Source organism: Sphingomonas echinoides (assembly GCF_029623395.1).
Classification (GTDB): Bacteria; Pseudomonadota; Alphaproteobacteria; order Sphingomonadales; family Sphingomonadaceae; genus Sphingomonas; species Sphingomonas echinoides_A.
The window spans coordinates 25,174-41,420 of sequence record NZ_JAPYKK010000002.1 but is presented as its reverse complement, the minus strand read 5'-3'; the positions used below and the strand labels follow the sequence as shown (position 1 = coordinate 41,420).

General features: G+C 68.2%; 12 protein-coding genes. 4 read left to right on the top strand and 8 right to left on the bottom strand.

The window, feature by feature from the left end:
- Nucleotides 1–34: 34 nt before the first annotated feature.
- The 6 genes from nagE to QBJ92_RS01970 are packed head-to-tail and all read right to left on the bottom strand — an operon-like array spanning nucleotide 35 to nucleotide 8,367.
- A complete protein-coding gene (gene nagE, locus QBJ92_RS01995; RefSeq protein WP_277968014.1) occupies nucleotides 35–1,762 on the bottom strand; it encodes an N-acetylglucosamine-specific PTS transporter subunit IIBC in 1,728 nt (575 codons plus the stop codon).
- Nucleotides 1,759–4,281, bottom strand: coding sequence for a phosphoenolpyruvate--protein phosphotransferase (gene ptsP / locus QBJ92_RS01990; protein WP_277968013.1), 2,523 nt, complete (start codon nucleotides 4,279–4,281; stop codon nucleotides 1,759–1,761). Before ptsP ends, nagE begins: the two co-directional genes overlap by 4 nt.
- Nucleotides 4,282–4,314: 33 nt before the next feature.
- Nucleotides 4,315–5,472, bottom strand: coding sequence for an N-acetylglucosamine-6-phosphate deacetylase (gene nagA / locus QBJ92_RS01985; protein ID WP_277968012.1), 1,158 nt, complete (start codon nucleotides 5,470–5,472; stop codon nucleotides 4,315–4,317).
- On the bottom strand, nucleotides 5,469–6,539 hold the full coding sequence (locus tag QBJ92_RS01980) for an SIS domain-containing protein (RefSeq protein WP_277968011.1): 1,071 nt from the start codon (nucleotides 6,537–6,539) through the stop codon (nucleotides 5,469–5,471). Before QBJ92_RS01980 ends, nagA begins: the two co-directional genes overlap by 4 nt.
- 50 nt (nucleotides 6,540–6,589) lie before the next feature.
- The gene (locus tag QBJ92_RS01975; RefSeq protein ID WP_277968010.1) at nucleotides 6,590–7,363 is read right to left on the bottom strand and encodes a copper homeostasis protein CutC; all 774 of its coding nucleotides are present in this window, start codon (nucleotides 7,361–7,363) and stop codon (nucleotides 6,590–6,592) included.
- Nucleotides 7,364–7,365: 2 nt separating this feature from the next.
- Nucleotides 7,366–8,367, bottom strand: a complete 1,002-nt coding sequence (locus tag QBJ92_RS01970) for a N(4)-(beta-N-acetylglucosaminyl)-L-asparaginase (protein ID WP_277968009.1) — start codon at nucleotides 8,365–8,367, stop codon at nucleotides 7,366–7,368.
- Between the two features lie 174 nt (nucleotides 8,368–8,541).
- On the opposite strand from QBJ92_RS01970, the gene QBJ92_RS01965 reads away from it, so the two are divergent.
- Entirely contained in the window at nucleotides 8,542–11,637 is a 3,096-nt protein-coding gene (locus tag QBJ92_RS01965; protein ID WP_277968008.1) for a TonB-dependent receptor plug domain-containing protein, read from the top strand.
- A 106-nt stretch (nucleotides 11,638–11,743) separates the two neighbouring features.
- Nucleotides 11,744–13,561, top strand: a complete 1,818-nt coding sequence (locus tag QBJ92_RS01960; protein WP_277968007.1) for a DUF885 domain-containing protein — start codon at nucleotides 11,744–11,746, stop codon at nucleotides 13,559–13,561.
- A gap of 13 nt (nucleotides 13,562–13,574) precedes the next feature.
- Here QBJ92_RS01960 and QBJ92_RS01955 read toward each other — a convergent pair whose 3' ends face one another.
- Together QBJ92_RS01955 and QBJ92_RS01950 are read right to left on the bottom strand one after the other, a co-directional pair.
- Nucleotides 13,575–14,003, bottom strand: a complete 429-nt coding sequence (locus QBJ92_RS01955) for a hypothetical protein (RefSeq protein ID WP_277968006.1) — start codon at nucleotides 14,001–14,003, stop codon at nucleotides 13,575–13,577.
- A gap of 51 nt (nucleotides 14,004–14,054) precedes the next feature.
- On the bottom strand, nucleotides 14,055–14,357 hold the full coding sequence (locus QBJ92_RS01950) for a hypothetical protein (protein WP_277968005.1): 303 nt from the start codon (nucleotides 14,355–14,357) through the stop codon (nucleotides 14,055–14,057).
- Between the two features lie 375 nt (nucleotides 14,358–14,732).
- Here QBJ92_RS01950 and QBJ92_RS01945 point away from each other — a divergent pair, with 375 nt between their 5' ends.
- Entirely contained in the window at nucleotides 14,733–15,776 is a 1,044-nt protein-coding gene (locus tag QBJ92_RS01945; RefSeq protein WP_277968004.1) for a rod shape-determining protein, read from the top strand.
- A gap of 180 nt (nucleotides 15,777–15,956) precedes the next feature.
- Complete coding sequence (locus QBJ92_RS01940) at nucleotides 15,957–16,229, top strand: hypothetical protein (protein WP_277968003.1); 273 nt, start codon at nucleotides 15,957–15,959, stop codon at nucleotides 16,227–16,229.
- The last annotated feature ends 18 nt before the right edge of the window (nucleotides 16,230–16,247 follow it).

Below are 16,247 nucleotides of genomic sequence, written 5' to 3'. Positions count from 1 at the left end.
CTTGCCGGTCCGCGAGGGCGTTCGCGGTGGGGCGTTACGCGCTTGCGAGACGACCCAGCACCGCTTCGTCGCCAAGCAGATGAAGCACGCCCTGCGCAGGACGTGCGACGCCGTGGACGCCGAGCGCCTCCAGCGCAGCATCGTTCACGCGCGCGCCATCGCGAACGGTGACGCGCAGGCGACCATGATATTGCGTGCTGTCCGCGACATTGTCTGTACCGCCCAGTGCCGTTGCCAGCGCCGGTGCGAGGGTCAGCGTCGGGGCGGGTGCTTCCTCCACGGCGGGGGCGACGACCGCGGCGACAGGAGCCACCACCCCGGCGTCCATCGCATCGCGGATTTCGACCGCTACGATATCCGCAACCGGACCCAGCACGACTTGCAGCGCGGTGGCCGACGGGCGGATCATCCCGCGCGCGCCGAGCGCCTTGAGCGCGGCATCATCGACCAGCGCCTGATCGCGCACGACCAGCCGCAACCGCGTGGTGCACGCGCCGACCGAGGCAAGATTGCCCGCGCCGCCGAGTGCCTGCGTAAACGCCTGACCGCGCCCACCCGCCGCGACGGGGGCCGCCGCGACCGGGGTATCCGTCAACGGCTCGCGGCCCGGCGTCTGCAGGTCGAGCCGCGCGATGAAGAAGCGGAACAGCCCGTAATAGAGCGCGAAATACACCGCGCCGACCGGGAGCAGCATCAGCGGGCGGGTCGCCTTGCCGAAGTTGAGGACGTAATCGAACAGCCCGGCCGAGAAGCCGAACCCCATCTTGACGCCGAGCAGGTCCATCACCGCCATCGACAGTCCGGTCAGCACCGCATGGATGCCGAACAGCACGGGGGCGAGGAACATGAAGCTGAACTCGATCGGCTCGGTCACGCCAGTCAGCATCGAGGTGAGCGCAAGGCTGAACAGCATCCCGCCGACCGCCTTGCGCCGCTCTGGCCGTGCGGCGTGATACATGGCGAGACAGGCGGCGGGGAGGCCGAACATCATCACCGGGAAGAACCCCGCCATGAAGCTTCCGGCGGTCGGGTCGCCCGCGAAGAAGCGGCGGAGGTCGCCCGTCGTGCCGTGATAGTCGCCGACCACGAACCATGCGATGTTGTTGAGCAGATGGTGGAGCCCGGTGACGAGCAGCAGCCGGTTGAGCAGGCCGAACATGAACACGCCGACCGCGCCCGAGCCGGTTGCCGCGACGCTGATCGCGTCGATGCCCGCGCTGATCCCCTGGAACGCGAACCCGACGATCGCGGCGAGCACCAACCCGGCGAGCCCGCTGACGATCGGCACGAAGCGCCGCCCGCCGAAGAAGGCGAGATATTCGGGCAGCTTCATCGCCGAGAAGCGGTTGTAGAACAGCCCGCCGACGAGCCCCGACAGGATCCCGATCGGCACGTCGAGCCGCGCCATGACCTTCGCCTTCCACGCCGCGGTGGCGAGGTCGACGGCGGGCCCGGTGAAGCCCGACAGTTCGGACGGGGGCACGACGAGCAACGTCTTGCCTGCCTCGGTCGTCACCAGGAAGCAGGTGACCCCGGCGAGGCACGCCGCGCCGTTGCCGTCGCGCGCGAACCCGGTCGCGACGCCGAGCGCGAACAGTAGCCCAAGATGGTCGAAGATCGCCTGGCCAGCCGCGCCCATGAAGGGGATGCCGAGCAGATCGGGCTGGCCGAGCCGCAGCAGCAGCCCGGCGATCGGGAGTACCGCGATCGGCAGCATCAGCGCGCGCCCGAGCGATTGGAGTCCGGCGAGGAGCGTCTTCATGCCGGGATCTCCTGGGCGGCAAAGCGGCGGGCGAGCGCGCGCACTTCGGTGGCGGACGCGCATGCCAGCGCGGCGCGGGCATGATCGCGGCACGCCTCCATCGTCAGCGCGCGGACGCACGCCTTGATCGTGGGGACGACGCCGGGGGCGGCGGACAGTTCGGTCACGCCGAGGCCGAGCAGGATCGGCACCGCGAGCGGGTCCGACGCGAGGCTGCCGCAGACCCCGGTCCAGCGACCGCGTGTCGCGCCGCCCCGGCAAGTCTGGTCGATCAGGCGCAGCACCGACGGATGCAGCCCGTCGAGCGCGCTGGCGACCGCCGGATTGGCGCGGTCCATCGCGAGCGTATATTGCGTCAGGTCATTGGTGCCGATCGACAGGAAATCCGCCTCGCGCGCCAGCGTGTCGGCGGTCACCGCGGCGGCGGGGGTCTCGACCATGATCCCGAGCTCGATCGCGGTGGTGATGCCGAGCTCGTCGCGCAGCCGGTCCAGCACGAGGCGGACGCTGCGGACTTCCTCGACCCGCGAAATCATCGGCAGCATGATCCGGCATTGCCCGATCGGCGTGACCGCGAGGATCGCGCGCAACTGGTCCTCGAGCAACGCGGTATGCGCGAGCCCGACGCGGATGCCGCGCAGGCCGAGCGCGGGGTTTTCCTCGGGCGCCATCGCCAGATACGGCGCGGGCTTGTCCCCGCCGATGTCGAGCAGCCGGACGATCAGCGGGCGGCCTTCCAGCGCATCCGCGATCGCCTGATACTCGTGATGCTGTTCGGCGACGGTCGGTGCGGTGTCGCGTTCGAGGAACAGGAATTCGGTGCGGAGCAGCCCACAGCCCTCGGCGCCATTCGCGACGGCGGGGGCAGCCTCGACCGCCGCGCCGAGATTGGCGAAGACTTCGATCCGGACGCCATCGGCGGTGTGGCAGGCGATCGAGGCCTGAGCCAGCGCTTCGGCGCGTTTGCGCGCGGCGGCGGCTTGCTCGGCCTCGGCGTCGGCGATCTGGCGTGCGTCGGGGGTGGGGAGGACGATCCCGCTATTGGCATCGAGGACGATCCGCGCACCTTCCGGAATCGCGAGCGCCGCGTCGCCGACCGCGACCAGCGTGGGCAACGCCATCGACGCGGCGAGGATCGCGACGTGCGAGGTCGGCCCCCCGCGCGCGATGCACAGCCCGCCGAGCCCGTCCGCGATCGCGATCAGGTCCGATGGGAGCAGGTCGTCCGCGATCAGGATGGTTCCGGCGGGATAGACGTGGCGCTCGCTGGTGCTGCCGAGCAGCAGCGCGAGCAGGCGGCGTTCCAGATCGAGCAGATCGCCCGCGCGTTCGGCGAGGCGGGCGTTGCCGCCTGCGCGCAGGATGTCGGCCTGCGTGCGGATCGCGGTGCGCCAGGCGAAGCCAGCGCTTTCGCCGCGCGCGATGCCGGCCTCGGTCGCGGCGTGGAGATCGGGGTCGTCGAGCAGCCCTTCATGCGCGACGAGGATCTCGCGCGCGGGCCCCTTGAGGGTGGCGGACTGGGTGGCGATGTCCGTGCGGAGTGCGGCGAGCGCGGTGTCGAACGCGCTGCGTTCGGTCGCTTCGCCGCGGCCTTCGCGCGGGACCTCGACGTCGCTGACCTGGTGATGCCGGACCAATCCGACCGCGAGCCCCGGTGCCGCACAGACACCGCGGAGCGCGCCGTCGGGGAGCGGCGTGGTATCCTCGGGCTGGACGACCGTGACGACGGGATCGGGCGCTTCGTTCATGCCGGAGGCGAGCAGCGTGACGAGCGTATCGGCGGCGGTGGCGGCATCCTCGCCCTGCGCGACCACGGCGATCTCGTCGCCGAGTGCGATGCTCAGCCCGAGCAGCCCGGTCAGGCTGCGCGCGGACGCACTGCGCCCGTCTTTCTCGATCGTGAGCGTCGCGCGCGTCTCGCGCGCGAGTGCGGCGATCCGGGCGGCGGGGCGCGCGTGGATGCCGTGCGGCAAACCGATCCGGAGCGTGCGGCGCGCGGTGGTGGTGGTGTCGGCTTGGGGCGTGGCGTTGTGGTCAGGGGCGGGCGCGGGTTCCGCGGCCAGGGTGTGGAGCGTCATCAGCGGCGCGCCGATCTTGACCCAACCGGCGGGGGCGATGTCGGTGAGCGTGAAACCCGTCGCATCGGTCAGCAGGATCGGCGTGACGACCGCGCTGGCTTCGCGCACCAGCAAGTCGAGATCGAAGCGGATCAGCGCGTCCCCCGCGGCGACCCGGTCGCCCACGGCAACCAGTGTGGTGAAGCCGGTGCCGTTCAGCGCGACCGTGTCGATCCCGATGTGGATCAGGATCTGCGCGCCGTCGTCGGTCTCGATCGTGATCGCGTGGCGCGACGCCTGGAGGCCGATGATCCGCCCGGCGCAGGGCGCGTGGAGCGTGTCGCCGGTCGGGTCGATCGCTACCCCGTCGCCCATCATCCGGCCCGCAAACACTGGATCGGGCACGGCCTCGAGTGGCGTAACCCAACCTTCTAAAGGGGCGGCCAGGATGATCGACGCCATGATGTCTCCTCGGTGGGGGTAGGGGATGCGCGGTCAGGCGGCGCTGGCGTGGTGGCGCGTGGCCTCGCTCAGCGTGCCGCCGATCGTCGTGGACACCGCGTTGAAGTCCGCGTCCAGCACGACCCAATCCGCGCGCTGCCCGACCGCGAGGCTGCCGTGCGTCTGCGACAGGCCGAGGAACGCCGCCGGGTTGGTCGCCGCCATCGCCGCCGCCTGTGCGGGCGCGATTCCGAGCTGAACCACGGTGTTGCGGACTGCGCGCGCCATGTCGAGGTCCGAGCCCGCCAGCGTCCCGTCGGTGCCGACGCAGCGGCCGCCTTCGACGTGGATCTGGCGGCCCTGGAGCACGAAATCCTTCACGCGCGCGTTCACGCACGGCATCGCATCCGACACCAGCATCATCCGGTCGAGCGGACGCGCGCGCAGCGCGATGCGCAGCGCCGCATCGTCGACATGGAAGCCATCGACGATCAGACCGCAATAGACTTGCTGATCGTCGAGCGCCGCGCCGACCACGCCGGGCGCGCGGTGGGCCAGCGGCGACATCGCGTTGAACAGATGCGTGACGCCGGTGATCCCGGCGGCAAAGCCGTCGCGGGCTTGTGCATAGGTCGCGTCGCTATGGCCGAGGCTGACCAGCACGCCCGCGCGCGCGAGCGCCGCGATCCGGTCGAGCGCGGCGACTTCGGGCGCGAGCGTCACCATCACCCGGCCGCGACGCGGCGCGAGCAGGACGTCCATCAGCCGGTCGTCGAGCGTGCCGAAATGCTTCGGGTCGTGGATGCCCTTGCGCGACACGTTGATGACCGGGCCTTCGATATGCGCGCCGACCACGCCAGGGACGCCCGCCGCGATCGCCGCATCGGTCGCGTCGAGCGCGTGCGCGATCGCGTCGGTCGAATCGCTGATCAGAGTCGGCAGATAGCTGGTCGTGCCATAGGGGCGATGCGCTTCGCCGATCGCCGCGATCCCCTCGACGGTGAGGTCGGCGTTGAACAGCACGCCGCCGCCGCCATTGACCTGCGTGTCGATGAACCCGGGCATCAGCCAGCCGCCATCCAGATCGATCGCCCCCGAACCCGCATTGGCGTCGAGCGCGACGATTCCACCGTTCTCGACGTCGATCGTCGCCGCGGCCTGCACGCCGTGCGCGGTGACGATATGGCCGTTCACGAAGCTGAGCGAAGTCATAATGTGCGGGTTACCTTGCTGAGATGGCTCGGCGCATCGGGATTGTAGCCGCGCGCGCGCGACAGGGCATCCGCCATGCGGTAAAAACTCTGGATCATCAGGATCGGCTCGATCGCCGGATCCGCCTTGGCGGCGGGAACCGCCGTCGCCGAGGCGGTTTCGCCATCTGCACGTGCGTCGGCAAGGCAGACGACCGCGCCGCGCGCGGCGAATTCGGCAGAGGCCGCGCGAACGTCATCGCCCGCAACGTCCGAGGTCGCGAAGGCGATGATCGGGAAGCCCGGCCCGACGATCGCCATCGGACCGTGGCGCACTTCGGCCGAGCTGAACGCCTCGGCATGGAGCCCGCAGGTTTCCTTGAGCTTGAGCGCGGCTTCCTGCGCGACCGCGAGGCCGATGCCGCGACCGATGACGAACAGGTTGTTGGCGTCCTGCAGCGCGGTGCCGACCGGCTGCCAGTTGAACGCCCAGGAGCGGCGGAGCAAGCCGGGAAGCGCGGCGACCGCGGTCTGAAGCGAGGCCTCCTGCGACCATTCGGCGACCAGCGCGGCGATCGCGGCGAGCGAAGTGATGTAGGATTTGGTCGCGGCGACCGAGCGTTCGACACCCGCCGACAGCGCGATCAACGTGTCCGCCATCTCGGCCAGCGGGGAGGTGGTGTCGTTGACGATCGCGACGACGTGCGCGCCCGCGGTCTTCTGCGCGGTGACCGTGGCAAGGAGGTCGGGGCTGCGCCCGCTCTGCGAGATCGCGATGCACAACGCGTTGCCGCGCGCCACGGGGGCGGCATAGACCGAGGCGACCGATGGCGCGGCGGAGGCGACCAGAATGCCGATCCGCGTCTCGATCATGTATTTCGCATAAGTCGCGGCATGATCGGACGAACCGCGCGCGCAGGTCACGACGAGCGACGGCGGCGCGGCGCGCAGCGTGGCGCCAAGCTGGGCGAAGGCGGCGGCGTTCGCGACGAGCATCCGCTCGACCGCAGCATGCGCCTCTTCCGCTTCCAGGAACATCAGGGTCGGTCCCGGCTTTGCCGTGGACGTGTCAGAATTGGTGTCGTGCATCGCCTGTTCCATCCAGTATGCGACATGTCTAGGTAATATATTGGTCCTATTCAAGCCGGCAAATGAATGATCCGCGACAGTTCCGCGACACGCGTGGCGTCGGTGGTGGCGGTGTCCGGGCCGACGAATCCGAAGCGCCGTTCGGGCAGGGCGTCGTCCACCGGGTGGACGGTGCGGCATGACGCATGCAGCTCGCGTATCCCGGTCGCGAGGATTGCCGGGGCGGTCTCGGCGGAAACGCCGCTTCCTGCGAGGATCGTGATCCGGCCGTCGGCTTTGGCGTGGAGCGCGGCGAGCGTTGCCAGGCCGTCGATCGCGCGGGGGGTGCATCCCGATGTCAGGATCCGGTCGAACCCCAGCGCGATCGCGGTTTCGAGCGCGGCGAGCGGATCGGGTACGAGATCGAACGCGCGGTGGAGCGTCAGCGACAGCGGCGTGCCGCGGTCGGTACCGAGCGTGCGGGCGAGGGCGATCCAGCGGGCCAGCAGCGGCGCGTCCAGCGTTCGGTCCATAGTGCTCGCGCCGATCACGACCCCAGCGAGACCGGCGTCGGCGGCGGTGCGGATATCGTCCGCGATCAGCGCCTGTTCCGCCGCGTCATAGACGAATCCACCCGCGTTGGGGCGCGCGAGCAGATGCACCGGCAATGAGGCAGCAGCGGCGACCCGGATCAGCGATGCCGGCGGGGTCAGCCCGCCGACCGACAGAGCGGCACACAGTTCGATCCGGTCCGCGCCGCCGTCGATCGCGGCGGTGAGCCCGCCGACCGTCTCGACGCACACTTCGAGCGCGGCACCCGCGCGGCGGGGAACGGTTTCACGCAAACTTAGGCCTGGAATAGCGACGCTCCCTTATGCACCACGGTCCGTCCCGCCATGTCGGTGACGGCGTAGGTAAAGCCGGGTAGCAGGCAGAATGCGCCTACGTTGCCATGGGGGTCCAGCGCAAGGAACCCGACCTGTACCCCGCGGATCGCCGCGCCGCGCAGGTGCGCGATATGCTTGACCACTTCTTCGCACGCGGCTTGCGCGGACTTGCCCGCGCGCATCGATGCGACGACGCGCGCAGTCCCGGCGATGCGGGTGACTTCCTCGCCGAGCCCGGTCGAGGTCGCGGCGCCGACGCCCGCCTCGACATACAGCCCGCTGCCGACCTGCGGCGAATCGCCGACGCGACCGCGCATCTTGAACGCCATGCCCGAGGTCGTGCAGGCGCCCGCGAGCCGCCCATTGGCATCGCGCGCGAGCAAACCGATCGTATCATGGTCGAGCGCGCCGCCGGGCGTCCGCGTGATCTTGTTCTCGCTATTGGCTTCGGGGCGGTAGTGTGCGGTCTTGAGCCACTCGCGCCAGGCCTTTTCGGATTCGGGGGTGAGCAGCGACTGTTGCGGAAAGCCCTGGTCGCGCGCGAACCGCGTCGCGCCTTCGCCGACGATCAGCGTGTGCGGGGTCTTCTCCATCACGCGCCGCGCGACCGAAATCGCGTGGATCGTATTCTCGAGCGCGGCGACCGCGCCGACGTTGCCCGCATCGTCCATGATCACCGCATCGAGCGTGACGTGTCCGTCGCGATCGGGATAGCCGCTGTAACCGACCGAGTGGTTGTTCGGGTCCGCTTCGGGGACCATCGCGCCGGCTTCGACCGCGTCGAGCAGCGACCCGCCCTTGGCCAGGCGCGCATAAGCGGCGTCGTTGGCGGCGGCGCCGAAATCCCACGTCGACAGGATCTGCGCGCCGCCCTTTGCGGCTGGCGCGGCCAGCGCGCGCGTCATCGGAGCGGCGCCCGCCGCGGCGGTCAGCAGCGCGAGAAGGGAACGTCTGGTGGTCATGCATGCCCTCTTGCGAAACGCCAGTTGTGACATTCATGCCATAGTCTTTAATAAAGTCAAAAAAGTTTCTGAATGGTTACCCATAGGTATTGACCAAGGTCTCGTTTGAAGGGAACCTTTAGGCATGCAGCGGTCGCCTGGGGGGCGCGCTGCTTTCTAAGGGGGGATGTTCCAATGCCGTTTCGTTACGCGATTTCGTTGACTGCCATGGGCGCCGCGCTCGCCCTGAGCGCGCCTGCCAATGCGCAGCAGGGGAGCCCTGCGCCCGCACCGGACGCTGCGGTGGATCCGGCAGTTTCCGCAGAGACCAAGGCGAGCGTGATCGCCGGGCAGCCGGTCGTCGCCGCTGCTTCCGACGACAGGGACATCATGGTGACCGGGACGCGGATCACCCGCCCGAACATTGCGTCGGCCGCGCCGATCACGTCGGTGACGGCACAGGACATTCGGGCGCAGGCGCCGACCAATATCGAGGAAGTGCTCAACCGCCTTCCGCAGATCGCGCCGGACAGCCAGCAGAACTATCAGGATTCGGACGGGCGCCAGCGGATCAAGCTGCGCAGCCTCGGGTTCGAGCGGACGCTGGTGCTGATCGATGGAAAGCGTCTCGGCACGCAGAACGGCCAGGATACCGGGATCATTCCGGTGTCGTTGATCGACCGGGTCGACGTGCTCACCGGCGGTGCGTCGTCGGTTTATGGTTCGGACGCGGTCGCAGGCGTCGTCAACTTCGTGATCAAGCCCGATTTCAAGGGCATCCGGATCGACGGCAATTACAATTTCTACAACCATCAGAACCGCGACAATATCGTCACGCAGCAGGCCGCGCGCTACGGGTTCCCGGTCAACACGAGCCTGGTCAATGACGGCGGCCGTGCCGATGTGACGCTGACCGCGGGTACGGCGCTGTTCGACGACCGGCTCAACGTGTCGGGGTTCGTCAACTACAAGCACGCCAATCTGGTCGAATACACCGCACGCTCGACCTCGGCGTGCCAGCTTACCCAGACCGACAAGGACGGTCCGCTCGGTTGCTCGGTGTCGACCTATACCCCGAACGGCTATATCTCGCCGCAGTCCGGTGCCAACAGCGGTCTCGGCTTCGTCAACACGCCGACCGGCGGGCGCAGTTTCGTGCCGTATAACGCGCAGCCGGGCACGTCCAACGCCGCCAATCCCTATGACGGCTATTCATATCAGCGCGCGTTCGAGCGCGTGAATGCGGGCGGGTTCGCGTCGTTCAAGGTCAAGCCCGAGATCGAGCTGTACGGCTCGGCCTTGTGGTTCCGCGACGAGTCGACCAACCGCGTGCCGACGCGCGTGTTCGCGTTCAACAACTACGGGTCGACCCCGTATCAGGTGAATTGCAACAACCCGTTCCTGTCGGCCTCGCAGGCGACCGCGATCTGCGGCGCGGCGGCGGGCACCGGGACGACCGCACCGCTCGACGTGCGCTATCGCTTCGACAGCGCGCCGTATCTGCTCGATACGTACATCAACAGCGGGATCCGTGCGACGGGCGGTATTCGTGGCAAGGTCGGCGATGCGTGGACGTATGACGTCGGCGGCGTCTATGCGCGCAACCAGCAGGACTATATGCCCGCGACGCTCCCGAGTTTCGGGCGGGTCAACAACGCGCTCAACGTCGTCAACGTCAACGGGACGCCGACCTGCACCGCCACCGTCAACGGCACCTACCCCGCGTGCGTTCCGTTCGATGCGTTCAGCGCGCGGAACACCAACCAGTCGCTGGTCAACTACATCTTTGGCGGCGTCGACGCCGAGAAGCAGCGGACCGTCGGCATCCTGTACGACCTGCAGGCGAACGTAACCGGCGATCTCGGCAAATACGGCATCGCCTCGCCGTTTGCCGAAGACGGCCTCGCCTTCGCGGCGGGTGTCGAATATCGCGAGGAGCGGCAGTTCTCGGTCGCCAACGCGGCGTTCCGCGCGGATAACGGCGGGACCGATTCGGATCGCAGCCAGCACGTCTGGGAAGGCAACGTCGAAGTGCAGGCGCCGCTCGTCCAGCACAAGCCGTTTGCCGAGCTGATCCAGGTCAACGGCGGGCTGCGTCTGTCCAAGTACAACATCAACCCCGACACGTTCACGACGTGGAAGGCGGAAGGGCTGTATTCGCCGGTGCGCGACATCGTGCTGCGCGCTTCGTTCAACAAGGCGCAGCGGGCGCCGACGGTGGTCGAGGCGTTCCAGGCGAGCAACATCAACTTCTCGCGGCAGGGCGGATCGCAGAACGATTTCTGCGCCCCCGTCCCCCGGCAGATCGCCGACCCGAACAACCCGGGCAAGACCATCACCACGACGGTGCCGGTCGCCTCGCGCGAAGTTTGCCGCGCAACGGGCTTGTCGGACGCGCAATATGGCAGCGCGTTGCTGCTGTGCCCGGACAGCCAGTGCACGGTCCGCTCGGGCGGGTTCACCGCCGATCCGGAAACCGCCTACACGCAGACCTACGGCATCATCCTGAAGCCGCGGTTCGTCCGGGGCCTGGTGTTCTCGGTCGATCGGTACCGGATCAAGATCAACAACTCGCTCGGGTATAACGACGACAGCTATTACACCGATGGTTGCCAGCGTTCGAACGGCGATCCGTTCTTCTGCTCAGGCATCGTCCGCGCCGCCAACGGCACGCTGTATGCGCCGCTCAATGCGAACGCGACGAGCGGGTTCATCCGCGCGGGGACTACCAATTACTACACCTCGATCGCGCGCGGTTGGGACTTCCAGTCGCAATATGCGCTCGGCCTCGGGTCGGTCGGGCGGATGGACCTGAGCTTCAACGGCTCGCTGACCACCTTTGCCGGTGGCCAGGATTCCCCGGTCCAGCCGTCGCGCAACTGCGCGGGCTATTACGGCAACGGCTGCGGTCAGCTGCTGCCGAAGTGGAGCCACGGGTTGCGCGCGACCTATGTAACGCCGGACCAGGTGTTCAACGCCTCGTTCAACTGGCGCTATGTCGGTGCGCTGGTGAGTGCGAACAACTCGGGCGATCCCGCGATCGGCGGGACGCCGGAGCGTGCGCAGACGACCTTCGCGCGGATCTCGCCAGTGAGCTATTTCGATCTCGCGCTCACTTTCAACATCGCGAAGCGCTACAGCCTGCGGCTGATCTCGAACAACCTGCTCGACAAGGCGCCGCCGATCTTGCCGAACTCGTACAACATCAGCCTCGCGCGCAGCAACACGATCCCGGCACGGTATGACAGCCTGGGCCGCAACATCGCGATCGGCTTCACCGCGAAGTTCTGATCGTCAGGAACGGGGACAGGTCGCGACATGGACGCGACCTGTCCCACGCCTCGGAAGGCCTCTGCCGTGGTTTGACCTGCGACAGCGCAGGCGGCATCTGTTGACGATGACCATCCCCATGCTTTCCCGCCGCGATACGCTTGCCGCCCTGACCGGGGCCGCCGCGATCGCCGCTACCCCCGCGATCGCTGCGCCCGCGCCGTCCGCCGCCGCGTTGCTCGACCGGCTCGCTTGGGGATTGCTCGACATCGATCCAGCGCAAGCGACCAGTCTCGGGGTCGATACCGGCGCGCGTGCTGGCCTGCGCGGGCGGCTCGACGATCGGTCCCCGGACGGCGTCGCGCGGCGCCAGCGCTTCCTATCCGAGGCGCTCCGCGACCTGGCCCGCGTGTCCCGACAGGGTCTCGATGCGTCGCTGCTGACGAGCCTTTCGGTGACCGAAAGCGCGTTCCGCACCTCGCTCGACGGGATGGCGCTGCCGTACGGTGTCGCGACGATCGGCAACTGGCGGAACACGCCGTACGGTGTGATCCAGAACGTCGGGAGCTGGCTCGACGTGCCGCAACTGCTCGACGGTAGCCAGCCGGTGAAGACCGCCGCCGACGCGACCGCCTATCTCGCGCGGCTGGCGGCGATGCCCGCGCAGCTCGACGGGGAGACGGTGCGGATTCGGGCGGCGCGGTTGCAGGGGCTGGTCCCGCCGTCGTTCCTGCTCGACAAGACGATCACCGGGCTGACGCGGACGCTGGCGACGGTCGATGCGGCCGATGGCCCGCTGATTGGTCCGCTCGCGCGCAAGAGCGGGGCGATCCCGGGCGATTGGGTCGCGCGCGCGCAAGCGATCGCGCGGACCGCGATCGGCCCGGCGCTGGAGCGGCAGCTCGCCGAAATCCGCGCGCAACGCGCGGTGGCGACCGATGCGGCCGGTCTCGGCACGCGCCCGCGAGGACCCGAATGGTACGCCTGGGGGCTGCGCGCGGGGACGACCACGCGGCGCACCCCCGCCGAGATCCACGCGCTCGGCCGCGCCCAGCTGATTGACCTGCAGGCGCAGATGGACACGATCCTCAAGAGCTTTGGTCTGACGCAAGGCACCGTCGCGGCGCGGTCGGCAGAGTTGCAGAAGCGGCCCGAGATCGCCTTCTCGAACGACGACGCCGGGCGTGCGCAGATCGTCGCGTACATGCAGGGCAAGATCGATGCGATCCGCCCGCGTCTGCCGCAGGCGTTCCGCACGCTGGTCAAGGGCAACCTCGAAATCCGCCGGATGCCGCTGGCGGAGGAACCCGGTGCGCCCGCGGCGTACGGCGGCCCGGGGTCGCTCGACGGATCGGTGCCGGGCAAGATCTGGGTCAACCTCGGCGATCCGACGATCCACAACAAGGTGACGATCCCCGATCTGGTGTTTCATGAGGGCATTCCGGGCCATGTCTGGCAGGGGGAATATGCGCAGAAGCTGCCGCTGATCCGATCGATCCTGGCGTTCAACGCTTATACCGAGGGCTGGGCGCTATATGCGGAGATGCTCGCCGACGAACTGGGGATGTATCGGGACGATCCGGCGGGGCGGCTGGGGTATCTGATGGGCCTGTCGTGGCGCGCGGTGCGGCTGGTGATCGACACCGGGATCCACGCGATGGGCTGGACGCGCGAGCAGGCTCTGGCGGAATTCATTGCAGCGACCGGGCTTCCGCGGAGCAACGCGGTCAGCGAGGTCGAACGCTATTGCGCGTGGCCGGGGCAGGCGTGCGGGTACAAGCTCGGCCAGACCGAAATCGTCGCGCAACGCGACCGCGCCAAGGCTGCGCTGGGCGGACGGTTCGACGTGCGCGATTTCGATCAGGCGGTGGTCGAGGGCGGCAACGTTCCGCTCGACGTGCTGGCCGAAAACGTCAGCCGGTACATCCAGCGCGCGAAAAGCTGACGCCGCGCGGTGGTCAGCGCAGGCGGTTGAACCACGGGGCGGCGTCGTCACCGTAGAGCAGGAGGATCGCAAGGCCCTCGGTGCCCAGCTGGATGACCGACAAGGCGATCACCGCGACATCGCTGTCGCCCATCGGCGCGATCGCCCCGATGCCGCGCAGGAACGCTGCGCTGGTGCCGAGCCCGAGCACCCAGCGCAGGCTGAGCGTGTTGCGCGCGGCGGGCGACTTGGCGAAGACCACGAGCAGCATCATCGCCACCGCGAAGGCGATCCCCAAAATGCGGATCGCCTTGATGCGCAGCGCCAGCGTGTCCGCCGCGTCCGGCGCGATCGGGAAACCGAACTCGGGAGTCTGCGTCGCGTATAGTGCGAGAATCCCGGAAACGATCACCGAAAAGCCGAACATACCCGCAAACAAGGTGATCGAGAGCGGGCGCTGCACGGCTTTGTCTTCCACACTGGCTACGGCGGGTGTCGGATAAACCAGGCAGGTTTAAGATTTTCCTGCGGAAGCGGCGGTGTCGTGCCGCGGGTCGGTGATGGTGAGCCCTTCGGTTGCCCAGCGTGCGCGCGACTGGCACGTCTCTCCGGTCGCACCGGGGTATGGCTCGGCGGGGGCGGGATCGTCGAAGATCCGGATGCAATAGACGTCGCGGTGCGGTTCGTAGCGCGCCCGGTAGGTATCGGTGGTGGTGGTGCGGTTGTGCGCGGCGCGCGCTGGCGGTTCGGCGGGGGCGTGAGCGGGGGATGTAATGCCTGCAAGGCTCGCTGCGGCAATCAGGACGGGCACGATCATGCGGAAACTCCGGACGGTGTGAGGCGCCGCCCATGCGGCGCATCCGGCCCCATGCGATAAGTGTGCCAACATACTAATACACCGCGTTTCCGGGAGATACGCGCGGTCGGTGGATCAGTGCCGGCGGCAGGCTCCCCCAACCTTTGGCGTAAAGTCCGGATTTATCGGGCTTAACACCTTCGTTCGCGCGGGAGATGGCGGATCGCGAAGTATGGCGTCCGTCCCGGACAGTGCCCGGGTCGTGGCGTTGGAACGTCATCAACGGTCATTTTGGCGCAGACGGGCTTGACCGCTCGATTGCGGAAGACCACGGCCAAGGACATTCCGTTCGACCCGGGGGGCCTGTTCTTCCCGACTTTTTAAGATTGTATGCCCATGCGCCTGTCTCGCCTGTTGTCACCTTCCTCCAGCGACCTGGCGATCGACCTCGGCACCGTGAACACCGTCATCTACCTGCGCGAGAAAGGGATCGTCCTGAACGAACCTTCGGTCGTCGCGCTGGAGACGCTGGACGGGGTGCAGCGCGTCCGCGCGATCGGCGCGGAGGCCAAGCTGATGCTCGGCAAGACCCCCGATGCGATCCGGACGATCCGCCCGATGCGCGACGGCGTGATCGCCGACATCGATGTCGCCGAACAGATGATCAAGCACTTCATCGAGAAGGTGAACGGCGGGCGCAACTGGCTATCGCGCGGGCCCGAGATCGTGATCTGCATCCCATCGGGCGCGACCCCGGTCGAACGCCGCGCGATCCGGCAGGCGACGATGAACGCAGGCGCGCGCAAGGTGCATCTGATCGAGGAATCGATGGCTGCCGCGATCGGCGCGGGGTTGCCCGTCGCCGAGCCAATCGGTGCGATGGTGGTGGATATCGGCGGCGGGACGACCGAGGTCGCGATCCTGTCGCTGCGCGGGCTGGCGTACAGCACGTCGGTGCGCGTCGGCGGCGACCGGATGGACGATGCGATCGCGTCGAGCATTCGCCGCAAGCACAATCTGATGATCGGCGAGGCGACCGCCGAACAGATCAAGTTCGCGATCGGCACCGCGCTGATCCCGGAGGACGGCGTCGGCAAGGAAATGCGCGTGCGCGGGCGCGACCTGCTCAATGGCGTGCCGAGCGAGATCACCGTCAACCAGGCCGAGATCGCGCAGGCGCTTGCCGATCTGGTCGGGCAAGTGATCGAGGCGGTGCTCTCCGCGCTGGAGAAGACCGAGCCCGAACTCGCCGCCGACATCTTCGATCGGGGAATCGTGATGACGGGTGGCGGCAGCTTGCTTGCGGGTCTCGACACGGTGTTGTCGGAGGCGACCGGCCTGCCGGTGATCGTCGCCGAGAATGCGCTGACGTGCGTGGCCGTGGGCGCGGGGCAAGCGCTCGACGACCAGGTCTTCCACGGCGTGTTGACGACCGCTTGACCGCGCGCGTGTCCGCCGTGACGCGTTGATTTATAGGGCGATCTATATGGGAGTTTTATGCCGCCGCGGTTCGATCGCTCTCGAACCTTAACGGCGCGCGCGCCTATCTGACGCTTGGCTTGATCGCACGCCGCCGGGGTCCACCGGCCGCGCGACAGGATCGGGCCGAGGAGTCGCATCATGCTTTCGACCGTCGCTTCGACGTCAGACCAACCGCCCTGCGTGCTGATCGTGGGGCAGGATGCCGCGGGGCACTGGCTGGTCCAGGACAACCGCGGATGCCTCGAGGGGCGCTTCATTTCTTTGTCCACCGCCATGGCCTTCGCGCGCAGCGAAGGACATTCGCTGCCCGGCGCGCGTATCGTGCGCGCGACCGCGCCGCTGGTGCCGACGATCTCGTTCGCGAAGGTCGAGCCGTGGGAAACCGCCGAGCATTGGCGCCACGCGGCCTGACCGCGTCCGATCCCTATT